Consider the following 19,932-nt stretch of genomic DNA (forward strand, 5'->3'; position numbering starts at 1 on the left):
AACCTCCGTGACCGACAAGGCACCCCCGGCCCCCACTCAGCTCTTTCGTCGCTGATCGATTGAAGCCCAAGCGAGAGGCACCGGGGAGCCGACGACACCGCCCCACCCAACCATCCACCTCGTCATCGCCGCCGCCCTTGGCGCACGACTGAAGCCGACTCGAAAAGTGAGATCAAGCTGTACAGCAGAGCGCGGCACCGCTCTCCGGCTAGAGGTCGAGTTTGGCCAGTTCCGTCCTGGAGGAGACGCCGAGCTTCGGGTAGGCGTTGTACAGGTGATAGCCGACCGTCCGCGGACTCACGAAAAGCTGCTCGCCGATCTGGCGGTTCGTCAGGCCGTCCCCCGCGAGGCGCACCACCTGGAGCTCTTGCGGGGTGAGCTTCTCGGCCAGGTCCGGCTTCGCCTCGATCGTCGTCGAGTCACCGGCGGCCCGCAGCTCCCCTTGGGCGCGTTCGGTCCAGGGATCGGCGCCGAGCCTCTCGAAGACCTCCGTGGCCTCCCTCAGGTGCGCCCGGGCCTCGTTGATGCGTCGTTCGCGTCGCAGCCACTCGCCGTAGACCAGTTCGGTGCGGGCCCGTTCGAACGGGTCGATGTCGTCGGCGCGGTGCAGCTCGACCGCCCGGGCATAGTGAGCCCCGGCCTCCGAGCCGGGCTCCATCATGCCCCGGCACCGCTCCACGAGCGCCTCCCAGTAGGAGCGGCCTGTCGCGTCGGCCCAGTCGGCGAACCAGCCGAAGACCTCCTTGACGTCGGCGAGCCGGCCACACCGGAACGCTGCCTCGACGAGGGTCGGGACCTGCGTGAGGATCTCCATCGGGGAGGTGCCCTCGGCGATGCGGCGCATCCGGTCGTACGCGGCCTGGTGGCGGCCCATCGCGAGGTCGAGCAACCCGAGCGAGGTATCGGCGGGGATCACCGAGTCCTCCGGGGCATCCTCGATCGCGGCGGCCACGAGCTCGCGGCAGCGCCGCTCCTCCCCGCGGATCGCGGCGATCGGCAGCAGCACCCAGATCCTGCCCTGCATCAGGGCCCTGCGGTCGTTCGTCTCAGCGGCCAACTCGATCGCGCTGGTCGCCGCGGCCTGCGCATCCGCGTATCGCCCATAGTGGAGGAGGGTCTGGGCCTGGACGAGGAGCGCCTGGACGAGCGGACTGGTGGCACCCGTCTCGCGGCAGTCGCGCACCTTCTCGATCGCGGCCAGGTGCGCGGCCGGGACATCCCCGGCCAGCAGCCGCCAGCGCGCGGCCAGGACCTGGTCGAAGCGCCGGAAGTCCTCGTGGAGCGGCTGGTAGTAGTCGTACAGGCTCCGCAGCGCGTCGACGGCCTCGCCCGCGTTCACCCACGAGCGGCCGTTCAGGCCCGCGGCGGCGCGCGCCAGGCGCTTCGCCCAGGTGTTGTTCGAGCCGCCGAAGCGCGTGGCCAGTTCGTTCGCGTACTCCACTTTGCCGAAGTCGCCGGTCTCCCAGGCGTTCCACACACCGCGAAGGAGCGGGTAGCCGGTGTTCTCGTGGCCGTTGACGGCGTAGTGCTCGGCCGACTCCATCCACACGTCGAACGCGCCGGCGTCCCCGGCCCACGACAGGATCGTCGCCCGGATGAGCGCGGTGCGGGCCAGCAGCACGTGGTTGTCGGTCAGCCGCTCGGCCTTCTCGGCGAGTTCGATCGCCTTGTCCACCAGGCCGGCCGCGTATGCGGTGTGCGATGCCTCGACGAGCCGGCGGGCCCGCTCGCATGGGTCGGGGGTGAACGACGCGGCGCGCTCCAAGGCGACCATCTCGGCCACGCAGCCGCCGCGCTCGGCCTCATAGGACGCGATGGCTTCGAGTGCCGCGGCGGCTTTCTCGTCCAGCCCGGTCGTCGCCGCCGCCAGGTGACGGGCATGGCGGATGTCGCCCGCGCCGAACGCCTCGGACAGGGCCCGGTGGGCGTCGACGCGCCTCGCGCGGGGCGAGGAGTGGTAGGCGGCCGACCGGATCAGCGGGTGTACGAACTCAATGCGGCCCTGGTGGTATCGGGCCAGATCGTCGATCTCGGCCGGCTCCAGGTCGCTGAGGTTCGCGCCGAGCTTCTCGGCGGCCTCGGCGATCACGGCCGTCTCGCCGGTCTCCTCGGCGGCGGCGACCAGGAGTAGGGTCCGGGTCGCCTCGGGAAGGGCGATGATCCGCTCGGTGAAGGCCTGGCGGATGCGTGAGGTCGTGGAATAGCGGCTGTTGGAGGCGTCGATCGTCCGCAGCGTGTCCTCGTGGTCGGCCACCGGCAGCTCGAGGAGCGCTAGCGGGTTGCCCTCGGCGAGGCGGAGGATCCAGTCGCGGCTGGTGAACGGCACCGATTCGGAGCGGATGTCCAAAATAGCCTGCGACGCTTCGATGCCGAGTGGGCCGAGCGTCAGCTCCGGGATGCCCGGGGCTGGGAACCCGGGGGCGAAGCCGTCGCGCACGACCAGGACCATCCCGATCGATTCCGTCGCCAGGCGCCTCGCGGCGAACAGGAGCGCGTCGGTCGAGTCGCGGTCCAACCAATGCGCATCGTCGATCACCACGTACACCGGGCGGTGCGCCGAGGCGTCGACCAGCAGGTTCAGCACCGCCAGGCCGACCTGGAGCCGCTGGGGGCGGCCGGTGCCCTCGCCCATGCCGAGGGCGGTGCGCAGCGCCTCGGCCTGCGCGGCCGGAAGCTTGCCGATGCGGTCGAGCAGCGGGTGCAGCAGCATCTGGAGCCCCGCGTACGACCAGGTGTGCTCGGCCTCGACGCCCAAGGTCCGCAGGACCGTGAAGCCCTCGGCCCTGGGGATCACCGCGTCGACGATCGCCGACTTGCCGATGCCCGGCTCGCCGCGCACCACCAGCGCCCCGCCGTGCCCGAGCCGCGCGCCGTCCAACAGGGCTTGGATCGCGTCAAGTTCCTCGTCGCGGCCGTACAGGACCGCTCGCGCAGAATGCGATGGTGCCTCGCAATAGGTGGGGGCCGAGCCGTCACCGACCTGGCAGTCCACCGGCTCCATCTCGGTCATGGCCCCGGTAGCGGGGCGTGCGGCGGGATTCACGGCGGCTCCAGTCCTCGGCAGCGAAAGGGGACTCCACCCAGGGTAGCCAGGCGACCGGTCGAAACGCATCTGTCATTCGACTGGGGTCTACCGGGCCCGCCCCGACCGGGATGGACCCCTGGGCCGAACCCGGTCACCGACACCAGTCGTTCGACCTACGCGCACAGCCGGAAACGCCCATAGCTTCGATGCCATGGCTACTGAAACGCACACGCAGCAGCCCACCGCCGCACTGCGATGGGCGCCCGTCATCTCGGCAGCGTACGCACAGGCCACCGCCTTTGCCTCCGCCGCCGCCCTCGCCCTCCTCGCCACCGACATCGCCGCAGGCCTCCAGACCGCCCCCGGCGCCCGCCTCTGGCCGATCGGCGCGCTCGCACTCGGCCTCGTGGCCGGGGCGAACGCCGCCAGGCGCATCGGTGCGGTCGGACCCGCCCGATACACCGGCTCGGCAGCGCTGGCGGGTCTGACGCTCGCCGCCCTCGCGACCGCGCTCGCCCCGAACCTGCCGGTCATGCTCGCCGCCTCGCTCGCGCTCGGCGTCTCGGGCGGGCTGGTCGTCGCGATCGCCGGCCGCGTGCTGACCGGCGCCGAAGTCGGCGACGGCTCCGGATCGATCGGGCTCTCGGCGCTGGCAGTCCTCGCCGGGATCGTGGCGGCCGTGGGGAGCCTGTTCATCCTGCCGACGTTCGGCTGGAGGGGCGCGATGGGGCTGATCGTGGTGGCGTCGGTGCTGGCGACTTGGAAGTTCGCGCAGCACACGCCGAACGAATAGACGTCCGGGTGTTCGGAGGTTCACCCGGCGGCCGGGCGCAGGCATTGTGATCCTGTGGACCGTGCCCGGCACCAGGGCCTGGGGGAGGTTCGAGACCTCCGGGCCCTGGATTTCCCTAAGTCGACGGCTTCTGGGTGAGACGCGTGCGCGGCCCGGCTCTCAACACCCCGGATTCGAGCTCGCGGCCCACGATCTGCTCCGCGAGCGCGGCGACGTCGATGAGCGCGTCGAGGTCGATGCCGGTCTCGACACCCATGTCGTGCAGCATGTGGACCACCACTTCGGTGGCGACGTTCCCCGAAGCGCCAGGGGCGTAAGGGCATCCGCCGATGCCGCCGACGCTGGCGTCGAATTCGACGATGCCGCGGTCCATCGCGGTCAGCAGGTTCGCCAGCGCGGTGCCGCGAGTGTCGTGGAAGTGCATGAGCATCGGCAGGTCGGTCTCGACGGCGTCGAGCAGGTCGTTCACCCTCCTGGGTGTGCCCATGCCGGTGGTGTCGCCGAAGGCGATCCGGTCGACGCCGGCCTCCGCGGCGGCGTCGACGATCCGCGCGACGCGGACGGGCTCTACGTCGCCCTCGAAGGGGCATCCGAAGCTGGTGGCGATGATGGCCTCGACGCTCGCGAGGTTCTCGTGGGCGAGGGCGACGATGTCGCCGAACTCGGCGATCGACTCGGCTGCGGTGCGCCCGACGTTCGCCCGGTTGTGCGTGTCGGAGGCCGAGACGACGACTTCGATCGCGGAGAACCCGGCGTCGACGGCGCGCTGGACGCCCTTGAGGTTGGGCGCCAGGGCGCTGTAGTGGATGCCTGGGTGCTTCTCGACGGCGGCCCACACCTCGGCGGCGTCGGCCATCTGCGGAACGGCCTCGGGGTGGACGAAGCTGACGGCCTCGATGCGGGCCAGTCCGGTGCGCGAGAGCGCGTCGACGAGGCGAATCTTGTCCTCAGTGGGCACCGGAGGCTCGTTCTGCAAGCCGTCGCGGGGCGCCACCTCGCGGATAGAGACCTGTTCAGGCTGGTGCATGTTCACGCCTCCTCTCGTTCCATGCTAGCCCGGATCGAGGGCCGCCAGGGCCGCCGAGCGGAGCAGTGAGGCGGTCTGCTCGGCGCTGATCTCCTCGCCGAGTGCCAGGTAGGGGGTGGAGTTCATGAGGCCGAAGGCGCCGTGGGCGATGACGCGGGCCTGCTCGGGTTTGAGGCCGGACCGCAGTTCGCACAGCACGCGCACCCACTCTTCGACGTAGACGCGCTGGAGCTTGCGGACCTCGCGGCGCGGCTCGTCGGGCAGCCGGTCGAGCTCGTGGAGGTGGAGGATGACGATCTCGGGGGAGTCGACGGTGACGGCCAGGTGGAAGTCGACCAGGGCCTCCAGGGCCGCGCGCGGGTCATCGGAGTGCAGGGAGGCGTAGTGCTTGCCGCCGGCGAGGAGGCGCTCGGACACCGGGATGAGCGCGTCGGCGAGCATCTGCTCCTTTCCGCCCTTGAAGTGGTGGTACAGCGCCGGGCCGGTGATGCTCGCTGCCGCTCCGATGTCGTCCATCGAGACGCCGTGATAGCCGTGCTTGGCCAGCAGTTTCACCGCGACGTCGAGGATCTCGCGGCGGCGCTTGGAGCCGCCTCGCTTATCGGTCATATCTAGACTCACCAGCGCTAGGCTACTCTGGCGCGCTCCTCGACGCAGGGAGCAAAAGCCCACTCTTGGTCAGGAGCCGGGGCTCGGTCGGCGCTGCTCCACGGGGGCCTCGTTGAGGAGCGCCTGGATCTCGCTGGCGTCGATCGCCTCGTTGTGGCCCTCCGAGGCGAAGGCGCCGGTGCGCACGTCCATGACCGACTGGTAGCTGTTGACGCGCAGCCGCGGGATGCAGTGCGGGTAGGCCTCGACCACCCAGCGGATCATGTGCTCCCTGGCCTCGCAGCGCAGATCCCACTGGTCGGAGGGGTTGGCCGCGGAGATGAGCATCCGAAGCTGCATGTACGGACCGGTCGAGTCGAGCACGATGACCCCCGACTTCCTTCCGTCCCACAACGGGTTGCTGGCCAGGAAGCGTCGCAGCTCGGCTCGCGCCTCCTCGACCGGGAGGCGCCAGTCGACGTCCATCTTCACCGTCCCGAGCACTTTGGGGTTGTCTCGGGTCCAGTTGATGTAGGGATGGTCCTTGAAGTAGGAGGTCGGCAGCACGAGGCGGCGCTCGTCCCAGATGCGAACGACCACGTACGACAGGGTGATCTCCTCGATGCGGCCCCATTCGCCCTCGATGACGACGACGTCTTCGAGGCGGAGCGCGTCGCCGAAGGCCAGCTGCATGCCCGCGAAGAGGTTCTGCAGCATGGTCTGCGCCGCGAGCGCCGCGACGACACCTGCGATGCCCGCCGCGCCGAGCAGCGAGGTGCCGAGGACCCTGAGCGCGGGGATGTTGAACAGGATGATCCCGATCGCGACCATCCACACGCCGGCCGAGACGAGCCGGTAGGTGACTATGGCCTGCGTGCGGCGGCGTCGTCCGCCGATGTCGTCCTGGTTGAGGGAGCCCCACTGCTCCTGTATCGGGTCCTTGGCGACGCTGAGCAGGTTGGAGATCAGCCACGCGCCGGAGATCACGGTGCCGAACAGCAGCGTCTGGCTCAGGTTGGTGTTCCATCTGTCGTCCCAGCCGTCGGTGGCGACGTCGCTCTGCACGAACAGGAGGATCTGGACGCCGCCGGTGGCCGCCATGAGCTGGGCGGGGCGCAGGGCTTTGGAGACGACGCGGGAGATGCGTTCGGAGGCATGGCGCAGCAGCAGCCAGGTGATGAGCAGTCGGGCGAGGCTGACGGCGAGGGCGGACAGGATCGCCACCGCCACGACGATCACCCAGGGGTCGAGGTTCCGCATGCCACACAGGGTAACGGTAGAGGTGAATGACTCGCACCTACTGTGGCGTAGACATGACATCGGCTCTATTTCCGCGCAGCGGAACACGGCCGGTCGTCGAGCGGCGCTGTTCGATTATGAAACCAGAGCCCTTGGGGCCAATGTGTTCACTGCGGCTCAGCGGGCGGCCTCTGCGTGCGGGCCTCGGTCGGCGTCTCCGCCTGGACGTCGGCACCGGAGCCGTAGCGCCCCGAAGTGTAGGTCTGCGTCATCGGATCGTAGGCGGGCCTCGCGGTAGTCGTCTTGACCTTCGCGGCCTCGCCCTCGGCGGTGCTCAGCATCCGCTCCCAGCGCTCGCGCATGGGCGCGATGAGGCCGCCGCCGACGCCGACGATGATGACCCCGGCGACCGATGCGAGGACGGCCCACAGCAACGGTCCGGTGACGGAGTCCGCGATCCCGGCCTGGCCGAGGGCGGCCACGGCGCCGACGAAGACGATCGCGACCTGCACGATGCGGGCGAGGGTCTTCCCGTAGTTCGTCTCCGAGAGCGTGCCGTTGACGAGCTCGAAGGCGGCGTTGGCGATCGCGAAGGCCACGACCACGATGAGGACCGCGACGAACAGGTGCGGCAGCCATGCCACGAACGCCGTCAGGAGTTCGGTGACCGGGTTCGGCCCGAACGCGCCGAAGGCGAGCTGGAGCGTGAAAAGCACCAGCGCGAAATAGATGAGTTTGCCGAGCAGGTCGCTCAGTTCGAATTTGCCGGTGAACCGGCGCAGCCCGGATTTGTGTCCGACTTTGTCGAGTCCGACTTTCTTGAGCAGCTTTCCGACCAGTTTGCCGATCCATTTGGCGATGAACCAGCCGATGACCAGAATGGCCAGGAATGCGAGGGCTCGCGGCAGGAACTGCACGATGTCGTCGAACGCGTTCTGAAAACTCTGCGTGATGTCCATGACCGCAGATTAAGACAGATATTCAGCCGTTTCCGGCTATTGCCGCAATGGGAAGACCGCGGCCAGATCCATTCGTTCAGGTCGGCCACGTGCGCCACTTCTGCCACGACTTCGAGGGTGTGGGGCCGCGCTGGTCCTGGTACCGGGAACCGATGCTCGTGGAGCCGTACGGGTGCTCGGCGGGGCTGGAGAGTCTGAAGACGCACAACTGCCCGATCTTCATGCCCGGCCACAGGGTGATCGGCAGGTTCGCGACGTTCGACAGCTCCAGGGTGACGTGGCCGGAGAAGCCCGGGTCGATGAACCCGGCCGTGGAGTGCGTCAGGAGCCCCAGGCGCCCGAGGCTCGACTTGCCTTCGAGGCGCGCGGCCAGGTCGCCCGGGAGGGTGACGACCTCCAGGGTCGAGGCGAGCACGAACTCGCCGGGGTGGAGCACGAACGGCTCGTCGTCGCCGACGTCGACCGGCTCGGTCAGGTCGTCCTGGCGCAGCGAGGGGTCGATATGGGTGTACTTCTGGTTGTTGAACACCCGGAATCGCCGGTCGAGGCGCACGTCGACGCTCGACGGCTGGACCAGGTCCGGCTCGTACGGGTCGAGTCCGAGCCGTCCGTTCTTGACGGCGTCGACGATGTCGCGGTCGCTCAGCAGCATGGCCCCAGGCTATCGGGTCGATCTCGGCACCGCGTAGCCCACGGTGCCGAGGTCGTGGAAATCCCACCCCGCCGGGACGAGGTTCGCGCATTCGTCCAGATCTTCGGCGCAGACGATCGCCTCGACGTCCTCCACGGCGGCCGGCTCGCGGCCGGGGACGATCGACTGGAGCGCGACCAGCTCGGTGCCGTCGGGCAGCAGGATCCACCAGGGGTACTCCCAGGAGTCGTTGCTCTGGACGAGGCCGACGGTCCCGGCCCCGGAGTCCGCGACCGCGGCGGCGGCCTCCTCATACTGGGGCAGCCATTCGAGGCGGCGGACGAAGCGCTCCTCGTTGTCGTTCAGGGTGAACACCGACCATTCCCCCGTCAGGCGCCGCGGGTAGCCGTAGGCGACCGTGAGCAGGCCCGCCAGCGCGGCGGTCGCGGCGAACGTGCCGAGCAGCGCCCACGCGAGGGCCTTGCGGCGGCGTTGGATCAGGGCGCGGGCGAGGCCGGCGGCGAGGACGCCCGCGACAGGCGCGCCGAGGACGACCAGGAAGAGCAGGAGTCGGTTGATCCACGGCTGCCAGGCGACCGTGGCGCACACCAGGAGCGCGGCGACGGCGAGGGCCGAGGCGTAGGCGCGGCGCAGTCCCGGTCCCTTCCACAGGAACCAGGCGGTGCCGATGAGCGCGGCGAGGCCGGTGAGCGGGAACGCGGCCCGGTCCTCGTCCGGATACCAGGCGGGGACGGGGAAGGTCGAGGTTCCGAAGGTGACGTCCGGGTCGTTGACGTCGACGCCGACCAGGCCGGCCAGGCCCTCGATGGCGTCGGCGAAGGCGTCGGAAACGGGCCGCAGCGGCGTGTCCAGCGCGGTCTGGGCGATGCGCAGGCCGTTGACTGCGATGAGCCGAGGGTCGGAGGTCTGGACGCCGATGGACTCGCGCAGCATCGGCGGACCGAGCGGGGAGCCGAACTCGGCCTGCATGCGCGCCAGGAACGGCCCGACGACGACCAGCGCGAGGACGATCACGGCGACGGAGGCGCCGACGGTCCGCAGGCGGGATTCGAGCGCGCCGGAGACGTTGGTGCGCGAGCAGCCCTTCGGGCTGCGCCCGCACATGCACGGGCGGCGGCGCCTGCCGTCGCGGACGAGCCGGCCGACGCCCCACATCAGCAGGAGCGGGCCCGCGGCGAGCAGACCGGTGGTCTTGGTGACGGCGATGAGTCCGAGCGCGAGGCCGAGGTAGAGCGCGTCGGAGCGCGGCGGCGCTGTGACGTAGGAGGCGCGCTCGAGCAAGGCGGGTCCGTGCTGGTCGCCCGGCCGGGTGAACTCGTCGAGCACGAGGGTGGCGAGGCAGGCGACCCAGGCGGCGGCGACGAGGTCGACCTGGGTGCTGGAGGCCTGGAGGAGGATCTCGGGAGTGGTCGCGAGGACGAAGACGGTGGCGACCTGGGCCATCGGGCCTCCGCCGAGCTGCGCGGCGATGCGGGAGGCGGCGAGGGCGGCGCCGGTCCCGGCGAAGAACTGGACGAGGTTGTAGGCACCGTCGCCGCCGGTCAGCAGCCTGAGGTGGGCGAGCAGGTACTCAGCGCCCGGGCTGAGGTCGACCTGTCGGTGGATGTCGGTGGCGTAGACGTCGACCGAGGCGTTCTGGACCCAGTGCTCGATGCGCGGCAGGTGGTAGGTCTGGGAGTCGAAGTTGTTGGGGGCCGAGGCGATCGCGAGGACGCCGACGCTGATGAGCAGGATCGCGACGACGCAGGCCACGGCCCACTGCCAGGCGGGGGCCGCCGCGGCGGCGGACCTGGTGCGGCGCCAGGTGCGGCGGGTGGCGCCGCGGCGGGACCTGAGCTGGTCGGTCAGGGAGCCGCCGGCGGGGGCGACGTCGCGGATGCTGCGGAAGATGACGGCGGCGAGGACGCCCAGCGTGGCGGCGGTCCAAGCGGCCATTACTGCACCGGCCGTTAGGGAGTCGAACGCCGAGGCGGCCTCGACGGTGACGATCGCCCAGGCGCCCAGTAGAAGTGCGGACCGAAGGACGGCGAGTCGCATGGGGGCTACGACGGCGCCTTCGACGGGGCGGAGCGCGTAGGCGAGGGCGGGTAGGAGGACGAGGAGCCACAGGACGAGCAGCACCGCTCTATTGAACACGACCGTCCCGCCCCATGGCGCTGCGGCAAGGCCGCGCGTTATGGTTTTGAAATAGTGTTCGGACTCGCGGGGATGGAGCAGCGATGCTGTTGTCGATTCTCGTCCCGGTATTCAATGAGGAGCGACTCGCCGCCGGGACGCTGAAAGAGCTGCTCGCAGTGGACTTTCCCTGCGAGACCGAGATCGTGGCCGTCGACGACGGCTCGCGTGACCGGTCATGGGAGGTCCTCCAGGCCTTTGAGGACCAAGCGCGGGTGAAGCTGATCCGCCACTCCAGGAACCGAGGCAAGGGCGCGGCGATCCTCACCGCCGCGAAGGAGGCCGCGGGCGACTACGTGGTGGTCTTCGATGCGGACGGGGAGTACGAGGCTTCGGATCTGGCGAGGCTGCTGACGCCGGTGCTGGACGGCAAGGCCAAGGTCGTGTACGGCTCACGGACGTTCGGCTCGCATTCGGCGTACTCGTTCTGGTACGTGATGGGCAACAAGGGGATCACGCTCGCGGCGAACATCCTCTTCAACTCCTACATCTCGGACCTTGAGACCTGCTACAAGCTCATGCCGAGGCAGCTGTACCTGGATCTCCAGGTGCGTTCGGCGGGCTTCGGCATGGAGGCCGAGCTGACCGCGAAGCTGCTCAAGCGCGGTATCCGCCCGTTCGAGGTCCCGATCTCCTACACGGCGCGCAGCCGCGAAGAGGGCAAGAAGATCACCTGGACGGACGGCGTCCACGCACTGTGGCTCCTCGGCAGGGAGCGCGTCCGCCGCCGCTGAGGCGCCTCGGCTCGGACCGCGATGACTCCAACGAGCACTTGAGCTCGGCGGAGTTCCGGGTGTACGGCGGGGGTTCGTGCACCGAAGCGATCGCCGCGATCAGCAGATCGTAACTACGAGGCTTGCGAGACCGTCCCCGCTCAGGCGAGGGTTCCGTGCCTGCCGGCCGCCTCGTCCCCGTACGGCGGCGGATCGCAGCACTGCGCTACGGCGGGCCGCATCATCAGTGGACTTCAGTCGCCGAGAATGACGACGTCGAGGCGTCGGGGGCCGTGGACCCCCTCCACTCGCTGCAGCTCGATGTCGCTCGTCGCCGACGGACCGGAGATCCACGTCTGCGGGCGGGTCGGGTGCAGTCGCGGCAGCGCTTCGGCCAAGTGGCCGACGATCTGGTCGCGCCGCACGACTATCACGTGGTGGTCGGGGACCAGGGTGATCGCCCTTCTTCCCTGCGCCGCACCCGCGTCGAGCATGATCGTGCCCGAGACCGCCACCGCGGCCGCACATCCGGTCAGGACCGCGTCCGCCCCGTCGAGGTCCTCGGTTGCGAGATTCCGGTCCTCGATGAAGACCGACCTGCCCAGACGCCACTCGGTCGGGAGGTCGGCGGGGACCACCACCTGCTTCGCATCGCCCAGCGCCGCCTCGATCGCGTCGACGCCGTGATGCACCTCGGCCTTGTAGTCGACCAGGCGGTCGATGAGCATCTCGACCACGTCGGCGTCCTCGTCCAGGGCTCTGCGGTACTCGCGTGGGGGCACCGGCACCGGACCGGCGCCGTCCAGGGCACGTCGCATCCGCGCCAGGATCTCCTCTTTGGCGCTCATCGCTCCCGCTCCTTCCACCAGTCCCGGAACGTCTCCTTCGGCGGCACCGGCATGTCCCGGCTCACCGTCCACTTCGATGCGGGCCATGGCAGCCTGCGGACGGACCCGCGCTTTCGCCATGGGAGCGAGAAGAACCGGGCCGCGCCGAGGGCGGCCCGCCAGAGTCTCGGGCGGGCCATGACCGCTTCGGCGGCCCCCATCGCCGCCTTCTCGCCGACGTGGTGCGGGCCCTGCTGCCGCAGGTGGACCAGTACTTCGGGGATGTTGATCTTCACCGGGCAGACCTCGTAGCAGGCGCCGCAGAGGCTTGAGGCGTACGGCAGGTCGTCGTGCCTGCCCGGCTCCAGCTGCGGTGCGAGGATCGCGCCGATCGGGCCCGGGTAGACGTGGCCGTAGGCGTGGCCTCCGGTCCGCTCGTACACCGGGCAGACGTTCAGGCAGGCGGAGCAGCGGATGCACGAGAGCGCTTGGCGTCCCACCTCATCGGCGAGGACGTCGGTTCTGCCGTTGTCGAGCAGGATGATGTGGACGTCCTCTGGGCCGTCGCCTCCGGTCGCGCCCGTCCAGATCGAGGTGTAGGGGTTCATCCGCTCGCCGGTCGACGAGCGCGGCAGCAGCTGCATGAAGACCTCCAGGTCCTCGAAGCGCGGCAGCAGCTTCTCGACGCCGACGACGCTGATCAGCGTCCGGGGCATCGTCAGGCACATCCGGCCGTTGCCCTCCGACTCCACCACGACCAGGGAGCCGGTCTCGGCCACCGCGAAGTTCGCGCCCGAGACCGCGACCTTCGCCGACAGGAAGCGTCGCCGCAGGTGCAGCCTCGCCGCCTCTGCCAGCGCGGCGGGCTCGTCGGTCAGCCCGGTCGGCGCGTCGCTCATGCGGCCCTTGAAGATGTCCCTGATCTCGGTTCGGTTGTAGTGGATCGCGGGCACCAGGATGTGGCTCGGCCGGTCCTCGGCGAGCTGCACGATGAGCTCCGCCAGGTCGGTCTCCCAGGCTTTTAGGCCCTCGGCCTCGAAGTGCTCATTGAGCTCGATCTCCTGGGTGGCCATCGACTTGACCTTGACGACCTCGTCGGCGCCCGCTTCGCGCGTGATCCGGGCGGCGATCCGGTTCGCCTCGGCGCCGTCGCGGGCCCAGTGGACGGTCGCTCCCGCTTCGGTGGCCTTGCGTTCGAATGCGACCGCGAGTTCGGGCATGCGGTGCTGGACGTCGGCCTTGATCGCGGCCGCGGCATCGCGCAGCGACTCCCAGTCGTCGAGTTCGCCGACGACGGTGGCGCGCTTGCCGCGGATCGTGCCGGTGGCGTGGGCGAGGTTCGATCGCAGCTGCGGCATACCGAGCGCGACCTTGGCGGACTCGGCGAATTTGGGGCTCCGCAGGCTTCGCCCAGGGGGGAACGCGGTGGTCATGTGGTGCTCGCCAGGATCTCTGCGTAATGGATGGGTCTGGGGCCTCCGACGCGGCCGATGCCGCCGCCGATGTGGGTGAGGCAGGAGTTGTCCGCGGCGGCGAGGTACTCGGCGCCGGTGTCGGCGGCGTGGCGGCATTTGTCGTCGAGCATCGCCGAGGAGACCTCTGAGTTCTTGAGCGCGAAGGTGCCGCCGAAGCCGCAGCACTGGTCGGCCTCGGGCAGGTCGACCAGTTCGATGCGGTCGACGGCTCGCAGGAGTCGGAGCGGCTTGTCGCCCAGGCCGAGCGCGCGGGTGCCGTGGCAGGTGGGGTGGTAGGTGACGGTGTGGGGGAAGCTCGCGCCCACGTCTTCGACGCCGGCGTGGTCGAGCAGGAATTCGGACAGCTCGTAGACGCGATCGCCGATGTCGGTGCCGGTCAGGTCCGGGTACTGGTCGCGGGTCATGGCGGCGCACGAGCCCGAGGGGGTCACGATGGCGTCGTAGCCGGCGAAGGTCCGCTCGAAGGACTTCGCGAGCTTCGCGGCGTCCTTGCGGTAGCCGGAGTTGGCGTGCATCTGGCCGCAGCACGTCTGGGCCTGCGGGAAGTCGACGTCGTAGCCGAGTCGTTCCAGGACCGCGACGACCGCCTTCGGCGTCTGCGGGTAGAGGGCGTCGTTGACGCAGGTGATGAAGAGTCCGATGCGGCTCAAGGGGTTCGGTTCACCTCTTTCTTGGGACCCACCACGGCTTCAGCCCGGCGGAAGGCGGCCGCGTGCCTCGCGTGGGAGTTTTCGAGGTGGCGGCGCATGGCCTCTTCTGCTGTAAGCGGTTGCTCATCGATGATAGCCTCCGCGATCGCGAAGTGTTCGTTCTCGGTCTCCTCGATCATCTTGGGCTCGATGTACGAGCGGTGCAGGTGCAGGTGCGCGTCGAGGCGGTCGATCGCCTTGGCGAGCATCGGGCTGCCGCTCAGCTGCCCGATGTAGTTGTGGAACCGCTTATCGGCCTCGGTGAAGTCGAGGCGGCTCAGTTGACGGTCGCTGTCGAACGGCGGGGTCCGGGCCAGCATCCGGAGCGAATCGGCGACGCCGCCGTCGTGGCGGCTCCGGTCGGGGTCGGCGGCGCGCTTCGCGGCGAGGGGTTCGAGCAGCTCCCGCATGCCGAAAAGGTCCTCGAACTCGTCCTCGGTGAGCAACGGGGTGACCTTGTACCCGCTGAGCGGCCGCCGTTCCACCAGCCCCTCGGCCTCCAGCCGGGCCAGGGCCTCGCGGATCGGGGTCTGCGATATCTCCAGGCGTTTCGCCAGGCCATCGATGCTGAGCTTCTCCGCGGGCGGAAGGATGCTCTGCAGGATTCTCGACTTCAGTTCGCTGTAGGCCTCATCGGCCAAGGTCTGCCGCTCGGGCCACACCAATGCTTCTCCCATAGGATATATCCTATAGGATATTGTTGGAAGCGGCCCGGCGCACGCCGGACTCCCGCGAACCGTCCTGATATGCCCGTATTGGAGACACCCTGTGGCCACGAACCGCGTACTCCCGCGGCACCGCCTCGGCGACACCGACGTGTCCGTCACCGCCGTCGGCCTCGGCTGCGCCCCGATCGGCGGGCTCTTCAGCCCGGTCGACCCGGCGGAGGCGACCGCCACGGTCAAGGCCGCCTGGGACGGTGGCATCCGCCACTTCGACACCGCGCCCCACTACGGCGCCGGGCTCTCCGAAGAGCGACTCGGGGGCGCGCTCGTCGGACTCCCCCGCGACGAGGCGGTCATCTCCGACAAACTGGGGCGGGTCCTGGTCGAGCATGAGGGCGCCTGGGACCTGTGGGCCGAGCCCAACGGCAAGGCCTCCCGTTTCGACTTCTCCTACGAGGCCGCCTTCGAGGCGCACCGCGACAGCCTCGACCGGCTCGGTCTCGACCGCGTCGAGATCGGGCTCATCCACGACCCCGACGACCACCGCGACGAGGCGCTCACCGGCACCTATCGGGCCATGGCAGAGCTGCGCGCCGAAGGCCGCATCGGCGCGATCGGCGTCGGCATGAACTCCACCGACGCCGCCGCCGACATGCTCACCCGCGCCGATTTCGACGTCGCGCTCATCGCCGGGCGCTACACGCTGCTCGACCAGTCCGCGCTCGACCGGCTCTACCCGACCTGCATCGAGCGCGGCGTCTCGGTCATCGCCGCGGGCGTGTTCAACTCCGGCGTCCTCGCCGACCCCCGCCCCGGCGCCACCTTCAACTACACGGCGGTCGACTCGAAGCTCGTCGACAAGGCCCTCGCCATCGAAGCGGTCTGCGCGCGGCACGACGTGCCGCTCCGGGCCGCGGCCATCCAGTTCCCCGCCACCCACCCCGCGGTCGCGTCGGTCATCATCGGCGCACGTACCGCGGCAGAGGTCGACGACGCCCTCGCGATGTCCGCCCACCCGATCCCCGCCGCCCTGTGGCGCGACCTCAAGCACGCGGGGCTCCTGGCCGAGGAGGCACCCACACCATGACGACCCGTCTCGTCATCGACGCACACCACCACGTCTGGACCGCGGACTACCCGTGGCTCGCGAGCCCGAAGCTCGCGAAGATCAAGCGCGACTATGGCATCGCCGATCTGCGGGCCAACCTCGCCGCCGCGGGCGTCGACCGCACCGTACTCGTCGAGGCCGGCTGGGGGCACCCGTCGGAGACCGTCGAGTTCCTGCACCTGGCCGGTGCCGTGGACGAGATCGCCGGCGTCGTCGGCTACATCGACCTGCTCGACCCCGACCTGCGCGCCGTCCTGACCCGCTATGCGAGCCATCCGAGAGCGCGCTACCTCGTCGGGCTGCGCGACCAGGTCCAGGGCCGCCCCGAGTCCGACTTCCTCGCCCGGCCCGACGTCATCGCCGCGCTCAGGCTCGTTGCCCGGGCCGTGCCGACGTTCGACCTCGTCGTCCGGGTCGACCAGCTCGCGGCCGCCGCGAAGGCGGCCCAGGCCGTGCCGGAGCTGACCTTCGTCCTCGACCACCTCGGCAAACCGCAGATCAAGGACGGCGCCGAGGGGCTGTGGGCCTGGCGGGAGGCCGTCACCCCGCTCGCCAAGCAACCCAACGTGGCCGCGAAACTCTCCGGCCTTGTCACCGAGGCCGACTGGCAGGAGTGGACGCCCGAGGACCTGCGCCCGTTCGTCCAGACCGCGCTCGAGCTGTTCGGTCCCGACCGGCTCATGTTCGGATCCGACTGGCCCGTCTGCGAACTGGCCGCCACCTACACCCGCGTCAAGGACGCCGCGACCGAGATTCTCGGCCGCGAGGACCCCGACGTCTTTTCCGGAACGGCGGCGAAGACCTACAAACTAGGAGTGCTATGAAGTACCTGCGCATCGGCGAACCCGGCCTGGAGACCCCCGTCGTGGCCCACCAGGGCAAGCACTACGACCTCTCGGGGCTCTACAGCGACATCGACGCCGACTTCCTCGCCCGCGGCGGCGTGTCCAGTGTGGCTGAATTCCCCGAGATCGACATCGCCGGCGAGCGGATCGCCGCGCCGATCGCCAAGCCCGGAGCCGTGGTGTGCATCGGCATGAACTACGCCGCCCACTGCGCCGAGTCCGGTGCTGAGCCGCCCGCTGAACCCGTCGTGTTCTTCAAGCACCCCAACACCGTCGTAGGCCCCAGAGACGCCGTCCAGATCCCGCGCGGATCGACCAAGACCGACTGGGAGGTCGAGCTCGGCGTCGTCTTCAGCAAACGGGCCTCCTACCTGGAGTCCGAGGAAGACGCGCTCGACTGCGTCGCGGGCTTCGTCGTCGCCAACGACGTCAGCGAGCGCGACTTCCAGATCGAGCGCTCCGGAGGCCAGTTCTCCAAGGGCAAGGCCTGCCCGACGTTCTCCCCGCTCGGCCCCTACCTCGTCACCCCCGACGAGATCGAGGACGTGCAGAAGCTCCGCATGTGGTCGAAGGTCAACGGCGAGATCCGGCAGGACTCGAACTCCGGCGACATGATCTTCTCGGTCGCGCACATCATCTTCCACATGTCGCAGTTCATGGCCTTCGACCCCGGCGACCTGCTCCTGACCGGCACCCCCGAGGGCGTCGCGCTGTCCGGCCGGTTCCCCTACCTCGGTGCCGGTGATGTAGTCGAGGTCGGCATCGACGGCCTCGGCCAGACGAAGAATGAGCTGGTGCAGGCATGACGATCACCGCAGTCGACGTCGTCGACGTTCGATTCCCCACCTCCCAGAGCCTCGACGGTTCCGACGCGATGAACCCCGACCCCGACTACTCGGCCGCCTACGTCGTGCTCCACGCCGACGACGGCTTCGAGGGCCACGGGTTCACCTTCACCATCGGCCGCGGCAACGACATCTGCTGCGCCGCCATCGAGACGCTGTCCGAGCTCGTGGTCGGCCGCGAGGTCGACGACCTCGGCGAGTTCTACCGGCGCCTGACCCACGACTCCCAGTTCCGCTGGCTCGGACCGGAGAAGGGCGTCATGCACCTCGCAGCGGCGGCGCTGGTCAACGCCGCCTGGGACCTCGCCGCCCGCCGTGCCGGGATGCCCGTCTGGAAGTACCTCTCCAGCATGAGCCCCGAGCAGATCGTCGACTGCGTCGACTGGCGCTACCTGTCCGACGCGCTCACGCCCGAAGAGGCCCTTGCGATGCTGCGCGAGGCCGAGGAGGGCAAGGCCGAGCGGATCGCCGAGATCGAACGCGACGGCTACCCGGCTTACACCACCTCGCCGGGCTGGCTCGGCTACTCCGACAAGAAGGTCGTGCGCCTCGCCCGCGAGGCCGTCGCCGACGGCTACCAGCAGATCAAGCTCAAGGTCGGCGCCGACCTGGAGGACGACCGGCGCCGATTCGCCGCCGCCCGCGAGGCTGTGGGCCCCGGCGTCCGCATCGCCGTCGACGCCAACCAGCGCTGGGACGTCGGGCAGGCCGTCGAGTGGATGTCCGCGCTCGCCGAGTTCGATCCGTGGTGGATCGAGGAGCCCACCAACCCCGATGACATCCTCGCCCACGCTGAGATCCGCCGTCGCGTCGCGCCGATCAAGGTCGCCACCGGCGAGCACTGCCACAACCGCATCATGTTCAAGCAGCTCCTGCAGGCCGGGTCGATCGACTTCCTCCAGCTGGACTCGGCTCGCGTGGCCGGTGTGAACGAGAATATCGCGATCCTGCTCTTGGCCAAGAAGTTCGGCGTGCCGGTCTGCCCGCACGCGGGCGGCGTCGGCCTGTGCGAGCTGGTCTGCCACCTGTCGATGTTCGACTACACCTCCGTGAGCGCGTCGATGGAGGATCGCGTGATCGAGTACGTCGACCACCTCCACGAGCACTTCATCGATCCCACCGTTATCAAGAACGGCCGATATCAGGCCCCGACCGCGCCCGGCTTCTCGGCCGAGATGCGCGCCGAGAGTCTCCAGCGCTTCACCTTCCCCGATGGTCCTGAATGGAGAGAACAGCGATGAACGGATTCGAGAACCTGACCGTGGTCGTCTCGGGAGGTTCGTCGGGGATCGGCGCGGCCTGCGCCGACGCCTTCGCGGAGCGCGGTGCGAACATCGCTGTGCTCGACCTCAACGCGAGCGAGAATCACTGGTCGACCACGTGTGACGTCGCCGACGACCACCAGGTGCGCCAGGCGGTCGCCGCGGCGGCCGAGCGCTTCGGGGGAATCGACGTGCTCGTCAACAACGCCGGGATCGGCGCGGTGGGCACCGTCGAGGAGAACTCGGACAAGCAGTGGATACGGGTGCTGGACGTCAACCTGCTCGGCATGGTGCGACTCGCCCGCGCCTGCCTGCCGCACCTGCGCGAATCCGCCTCGCCCGCGATCGTGAACACCTCGTCGATCGCCGCGAGCGCCGGACTCGTCAAGCGCGCCCTCTACTCCGCCTCGAAGGGCGCGGTCCACTCGCTGACCCTCGCGATGGCGGCCGACCACGTCTCCGAGGGGATCCGCGTCAACTGCGTCGCCCCCGGCACAGTCGACACGCCCTGGGTCGCGAGGCTGCTCGACCAGGCCGAGGACGCCGAGGCCGAGCGCGCCAAGCTCGAAGCCCGCCAACCCACCGGGCGGCTCGTGAGCGCGGAGGAGGTCGCGAACGCCGTGGTCTACCTCGCCGACCCGGTGAACAAGGCCATCACCGGCACCAGCATTGCTGTAGACGGCGGCATGTCCGGCCTCCGCCTCGTCCGCTGACAGACCGGTCCGCTTCTGCCCCGGCTCCAAGCGCCAAGTCGGAGGGACGCGCCTGTGGAGACCGGCAATGGCCATGGGGTCGTTGGCGGGATCGGTCATGCGGATGGCTGCTCTGCGCCAAGGGCGGCGGCGATGACGAGGGGGATGGTTGGGAGGGGGTGGGGTCTTCGGCTCCCCGGTGCCTCTCGCTTGGGCTTCAATCGATCAGCGACGAAAGAGCTGAGTGGGGGCCGGGGGTGCCCTGTCGGCCACGGAGGCCGGTCGTGGGGAGCAGGAACAGGAGCAGGAGCAGGAGCGGGACTCTAGGGGCCGGTTCGGCGGCTGCGGCTAGG

The 19,932-nt window shown here is 69.6% G+C and carries 18 protein-coding genes; 7 read left to right on the forward strand and 11 right to left on the reverse strand.

From position 1 onward, the window contains the following. Window positions 1–208: 208 nt before the first annotated feature. Entirely contained in the window at window positions 209–3,043 is a 2,835-nt protein-coding gene (locus L0U85_RS18590) for an AAA family ATPase (protein WP_241379256.1), read from the reverse strand. 193 nt (window positions 3,044–3,236) lie between these two features. On the opposite strand from L0U85_RS18590, the gene L0U85_RS18595 reads away from it, so the two are divergent. Continuing rightward, entirely contained in the window at window positions 3,237–3,818 is a 582-nt protein-coding gene (locus tag L0U85_RS18595) for a hypothetical protein (protein ID WP_241379257.1), read from the forward strand. 115 nt (window positions 3,819–3,933) lie between these two features. On the opposite strand, the gene L0U85_RS18600 is transcribed toward L0U85_RS18595, so the two are convergent. The 6 genes from L0U85_RS18600 to L0U85_RS18625 form a co-directional block, all read right to left on the reverse strand. Continuing rightward, window positions 3,934–4,845, reverse strand: a complete 912-nt coding sequence (locus L0U85_RS18600; protein ID WP_241379258.1) for a hydroxymethylglutaryl-CoA lyase — start codon at window positions 4,843–4,845, stop codon at window positions 3,934–3,936. Window positions 4,846–4,869: 24 nt separating this feature from the next. After that, window positions 4,870–5,454, reverse strand: a complete 585-nt coding sequence (locus L0U85_RS18605) for a TetR/AcrR family transcriptional regulator (RefSeq protein ID WP_241379259.1) — start codon at window positions 5,452–5,454, stop codon at window positions 4,870–4,872. A gap of 69 nt (window positions 5,455–5,523) precedes the next feature. Further along, window positions 5,524–6,693, reverse strand: a complete 1,170-nt coding sequence (locus L0U85_RS18610; protein ID WP_241379260.1) for a mechanosensitive ion channel domain-containing protein — start codon at window positions 6,691–6,693, stop codon at window positions 5,524–5,526. A 146-nt stretch (window positions 6,694–6,839) separates the two neighbouring features. Continuing rightward, window positions 6,840–7,631 carry a hypothetical protein gene (locus tag L0U85_RS18615; RefSeq protein ID WP_241379261.1) on the reverse strand — a complete coding sequence of 264 codons (792 nt, stop codon included), beginning with the start codon at window positions 7,629–7,631 and terminating at the stop codon, window positions 6,840–6,842. A gap of 76 nt (window positions 7,632–7,707) precedes the next feature. Next, window positions 7,708–8,283 (reverse strand): dCTP deaminase, encoded by a 576-nt coding sequence (dcd, locus tag L0U85_RS18620; RefSeq protein WP_241379262.1) that lies wholly within the window; start codon window positions 8,281–8,283, stop codon window positions 7,708–7,710. Window positions 8,284–8,292: 9 nt separating this feature from the next. Then, window positions 8,293–10,404 carry a hypothetical protein gene (locus L0U85_RS18625; RefSeq protein WP_241379263.1) on the reverse strand — a complete coding sequence of 704 codons (2,112 nt, stop codon included), beginning with the start codon at window positions 10,402–10,404 and terminating at the stop codon, window positions 8,293–8,295. A gap of 98 nt (window positions 10,405–10,502) precedes the next feature. On the opposite strand from L0U85_RS18625, the gene L0U85_RS18630 reads away from it, so the two are divergent. Further along, complete coding sequence (locus L0U85_RS18630) at window positions 10,503–11,192, forward strand: glycosyltransferase family 2 protein (RefSeq protein ID WP_241379264.1); 690 nt, start codon at window positions 10,503–10,505, stop codon at window positions 11,190–11,192. Between the two features lie 233 nt (window positions 11,193–11,425). Here the strand turns inward: L0U85_RS18630 and L0U85_RS18635 are convergent, their stop codons facing one another. The 4 genes from L0U85_RS18635 to L0U85_RS18650 are packed head-to-tail and all read right to left on the reverse strand — an operon-like array spanning window position 11,426 to window position 14,839. After that, window positions 11,426–12,019: a lactate utilization protein C gene (locus tag L0U85_RS18635; RefSeq protein ID WP_241379265.1), complete on the reverse strand. Its 594-nt coding sequence runs from the start codon at window positions 12,017–12,019 to the stop codon at window positions 11,426–11,428. Beyond that, complete coding sequence (locus L0U85_RS18640) at window positions 12,016–13,431, reverse strand: lactate utilization protein B (protein ID WP_241379266.1); 1,416 nt, start codon at window positions 13,429–13,431, stop codon at window positions 12,016–12,018. The genes L0U85_RS18635 and L0U85_RS18640 overlap by 4 nt, the downstream gene beginning before the upstream one ends. Then, the gene (locus L0U85_RS18645) at window positions 13,428–14,123 is read right to left on the reverse strand and encodes a (Fe-S)-binding protein (protein ID WP_241379267.1); all 696 of its coding nucleotides are present in this window, start codon (window positions 14,121–14,123) and stop codon (window positions 13,428–13,430) included. The genes L0U85_RS18640 and L0U85_RS18645 overlap by 4 nt, the downstream gene beginning before the upstream one ends. Next, window positions 14,120–14,839: a GntR family transcriptional regulator gene (locus L0U85_RS18650; protein ID WP_241379268.1), complete on the reverse strand. Its 720-nt coding sequence runs from the start codon at window positions 14,837–14,839 to the stop codon at window positions 14,120–14,122. Before L0U85_RS18650 ends, L0U85_RS18645 begins: the two co-directional genes overlap by 4 nt. Window positions 14,840–14,930: 91 nt before the next feature. On the opposite strand from L0U85_RS18650, the gene L0U85_RS18655 reads away from it, so the two are divergent. From L0U85_RS18655 to L0U85_RS18675, 5 genes are read left to right on the forward strand one after another with little or no spacing between them, the layout of a single operon-like run. Next, on the forward strand, window positions 14,931–15,914 hold the full coding sequence (locus L0U85_RS18655; RefSeq protein ID WP_241379269.1) for an aldo/keto reductase: 984 nt from the start codon (window positions 14,931–14,933) through the stop codon (window positions 15,912–15,914). Then, window positions 15,911–16,759: an amidohydrolase family protein gene (locus tag L0U85_RS18660; RefSeq protein WP_241379270.1), complete on the forward strand. Its 849-nt coding sequence runs from the start codon at window positions 15,911–15,913 to the stop codon at window positions 16,757–16,759. Before L0U85_RS18655 ends, L0U85_RS18660 begins: the two co-directional genes overlap by 4 nt. After that, window positions 16,756–17,586: a fumarylacetoacetate hydrolase family protein gene (locus tag L0U85_RS18665; protein WP_241379271.1), complete on the forward strand. Its 831-nt coding sequence runs from the start codon at window positions 16,756–16,758 to the stop codon at window positions 17,584–17,586. The genes L0U85_RS18660 and L0U85_RS18665 overlap by 4 nt, the downstream gene beginning before the upstream one ends. After that, window positions 17,583–18,866, forward strand: coding sequence for an enolase C-terminal domain-like protein (locus L0U85_RS18670; RefSeq protein ID WP_241379272.1), 1,284 nt, complete (start codon window positions 17,583–17,585; stop codon window positions 18,864–18,866). Before L0U85_RS18665 ends, L0U85_RS18670 begins: the two co-directional genes overlap by 4 nt. Next, window positions 18,863–19,600: an SDR family oxidoreductase gene (locus L0U85_RS18675; protein WP_241379273.1), complete on the forward strand. Its 738-nt coding sequence runs from the start codon at window positions 18,863–18,865 to the stop codon at window positions 19,598–19,600. Before L0U85_RS18670 ends, L0U85_RS18675 begins: the two co-directional genes overlap by 4 nt. The last annotated feature ends 332 nt before the right edge of the window (window positions 19,601–19,932 follow it).

Origin of the sequence: Glycomyces sp. L485 (assembly GCF_022548875.1) — a bacterium.
Lineage (GTDB): Bacteria > Actinomycetota > Actinomycetes > Mycobacteriales > Micromonosporaceae > Glycomyces.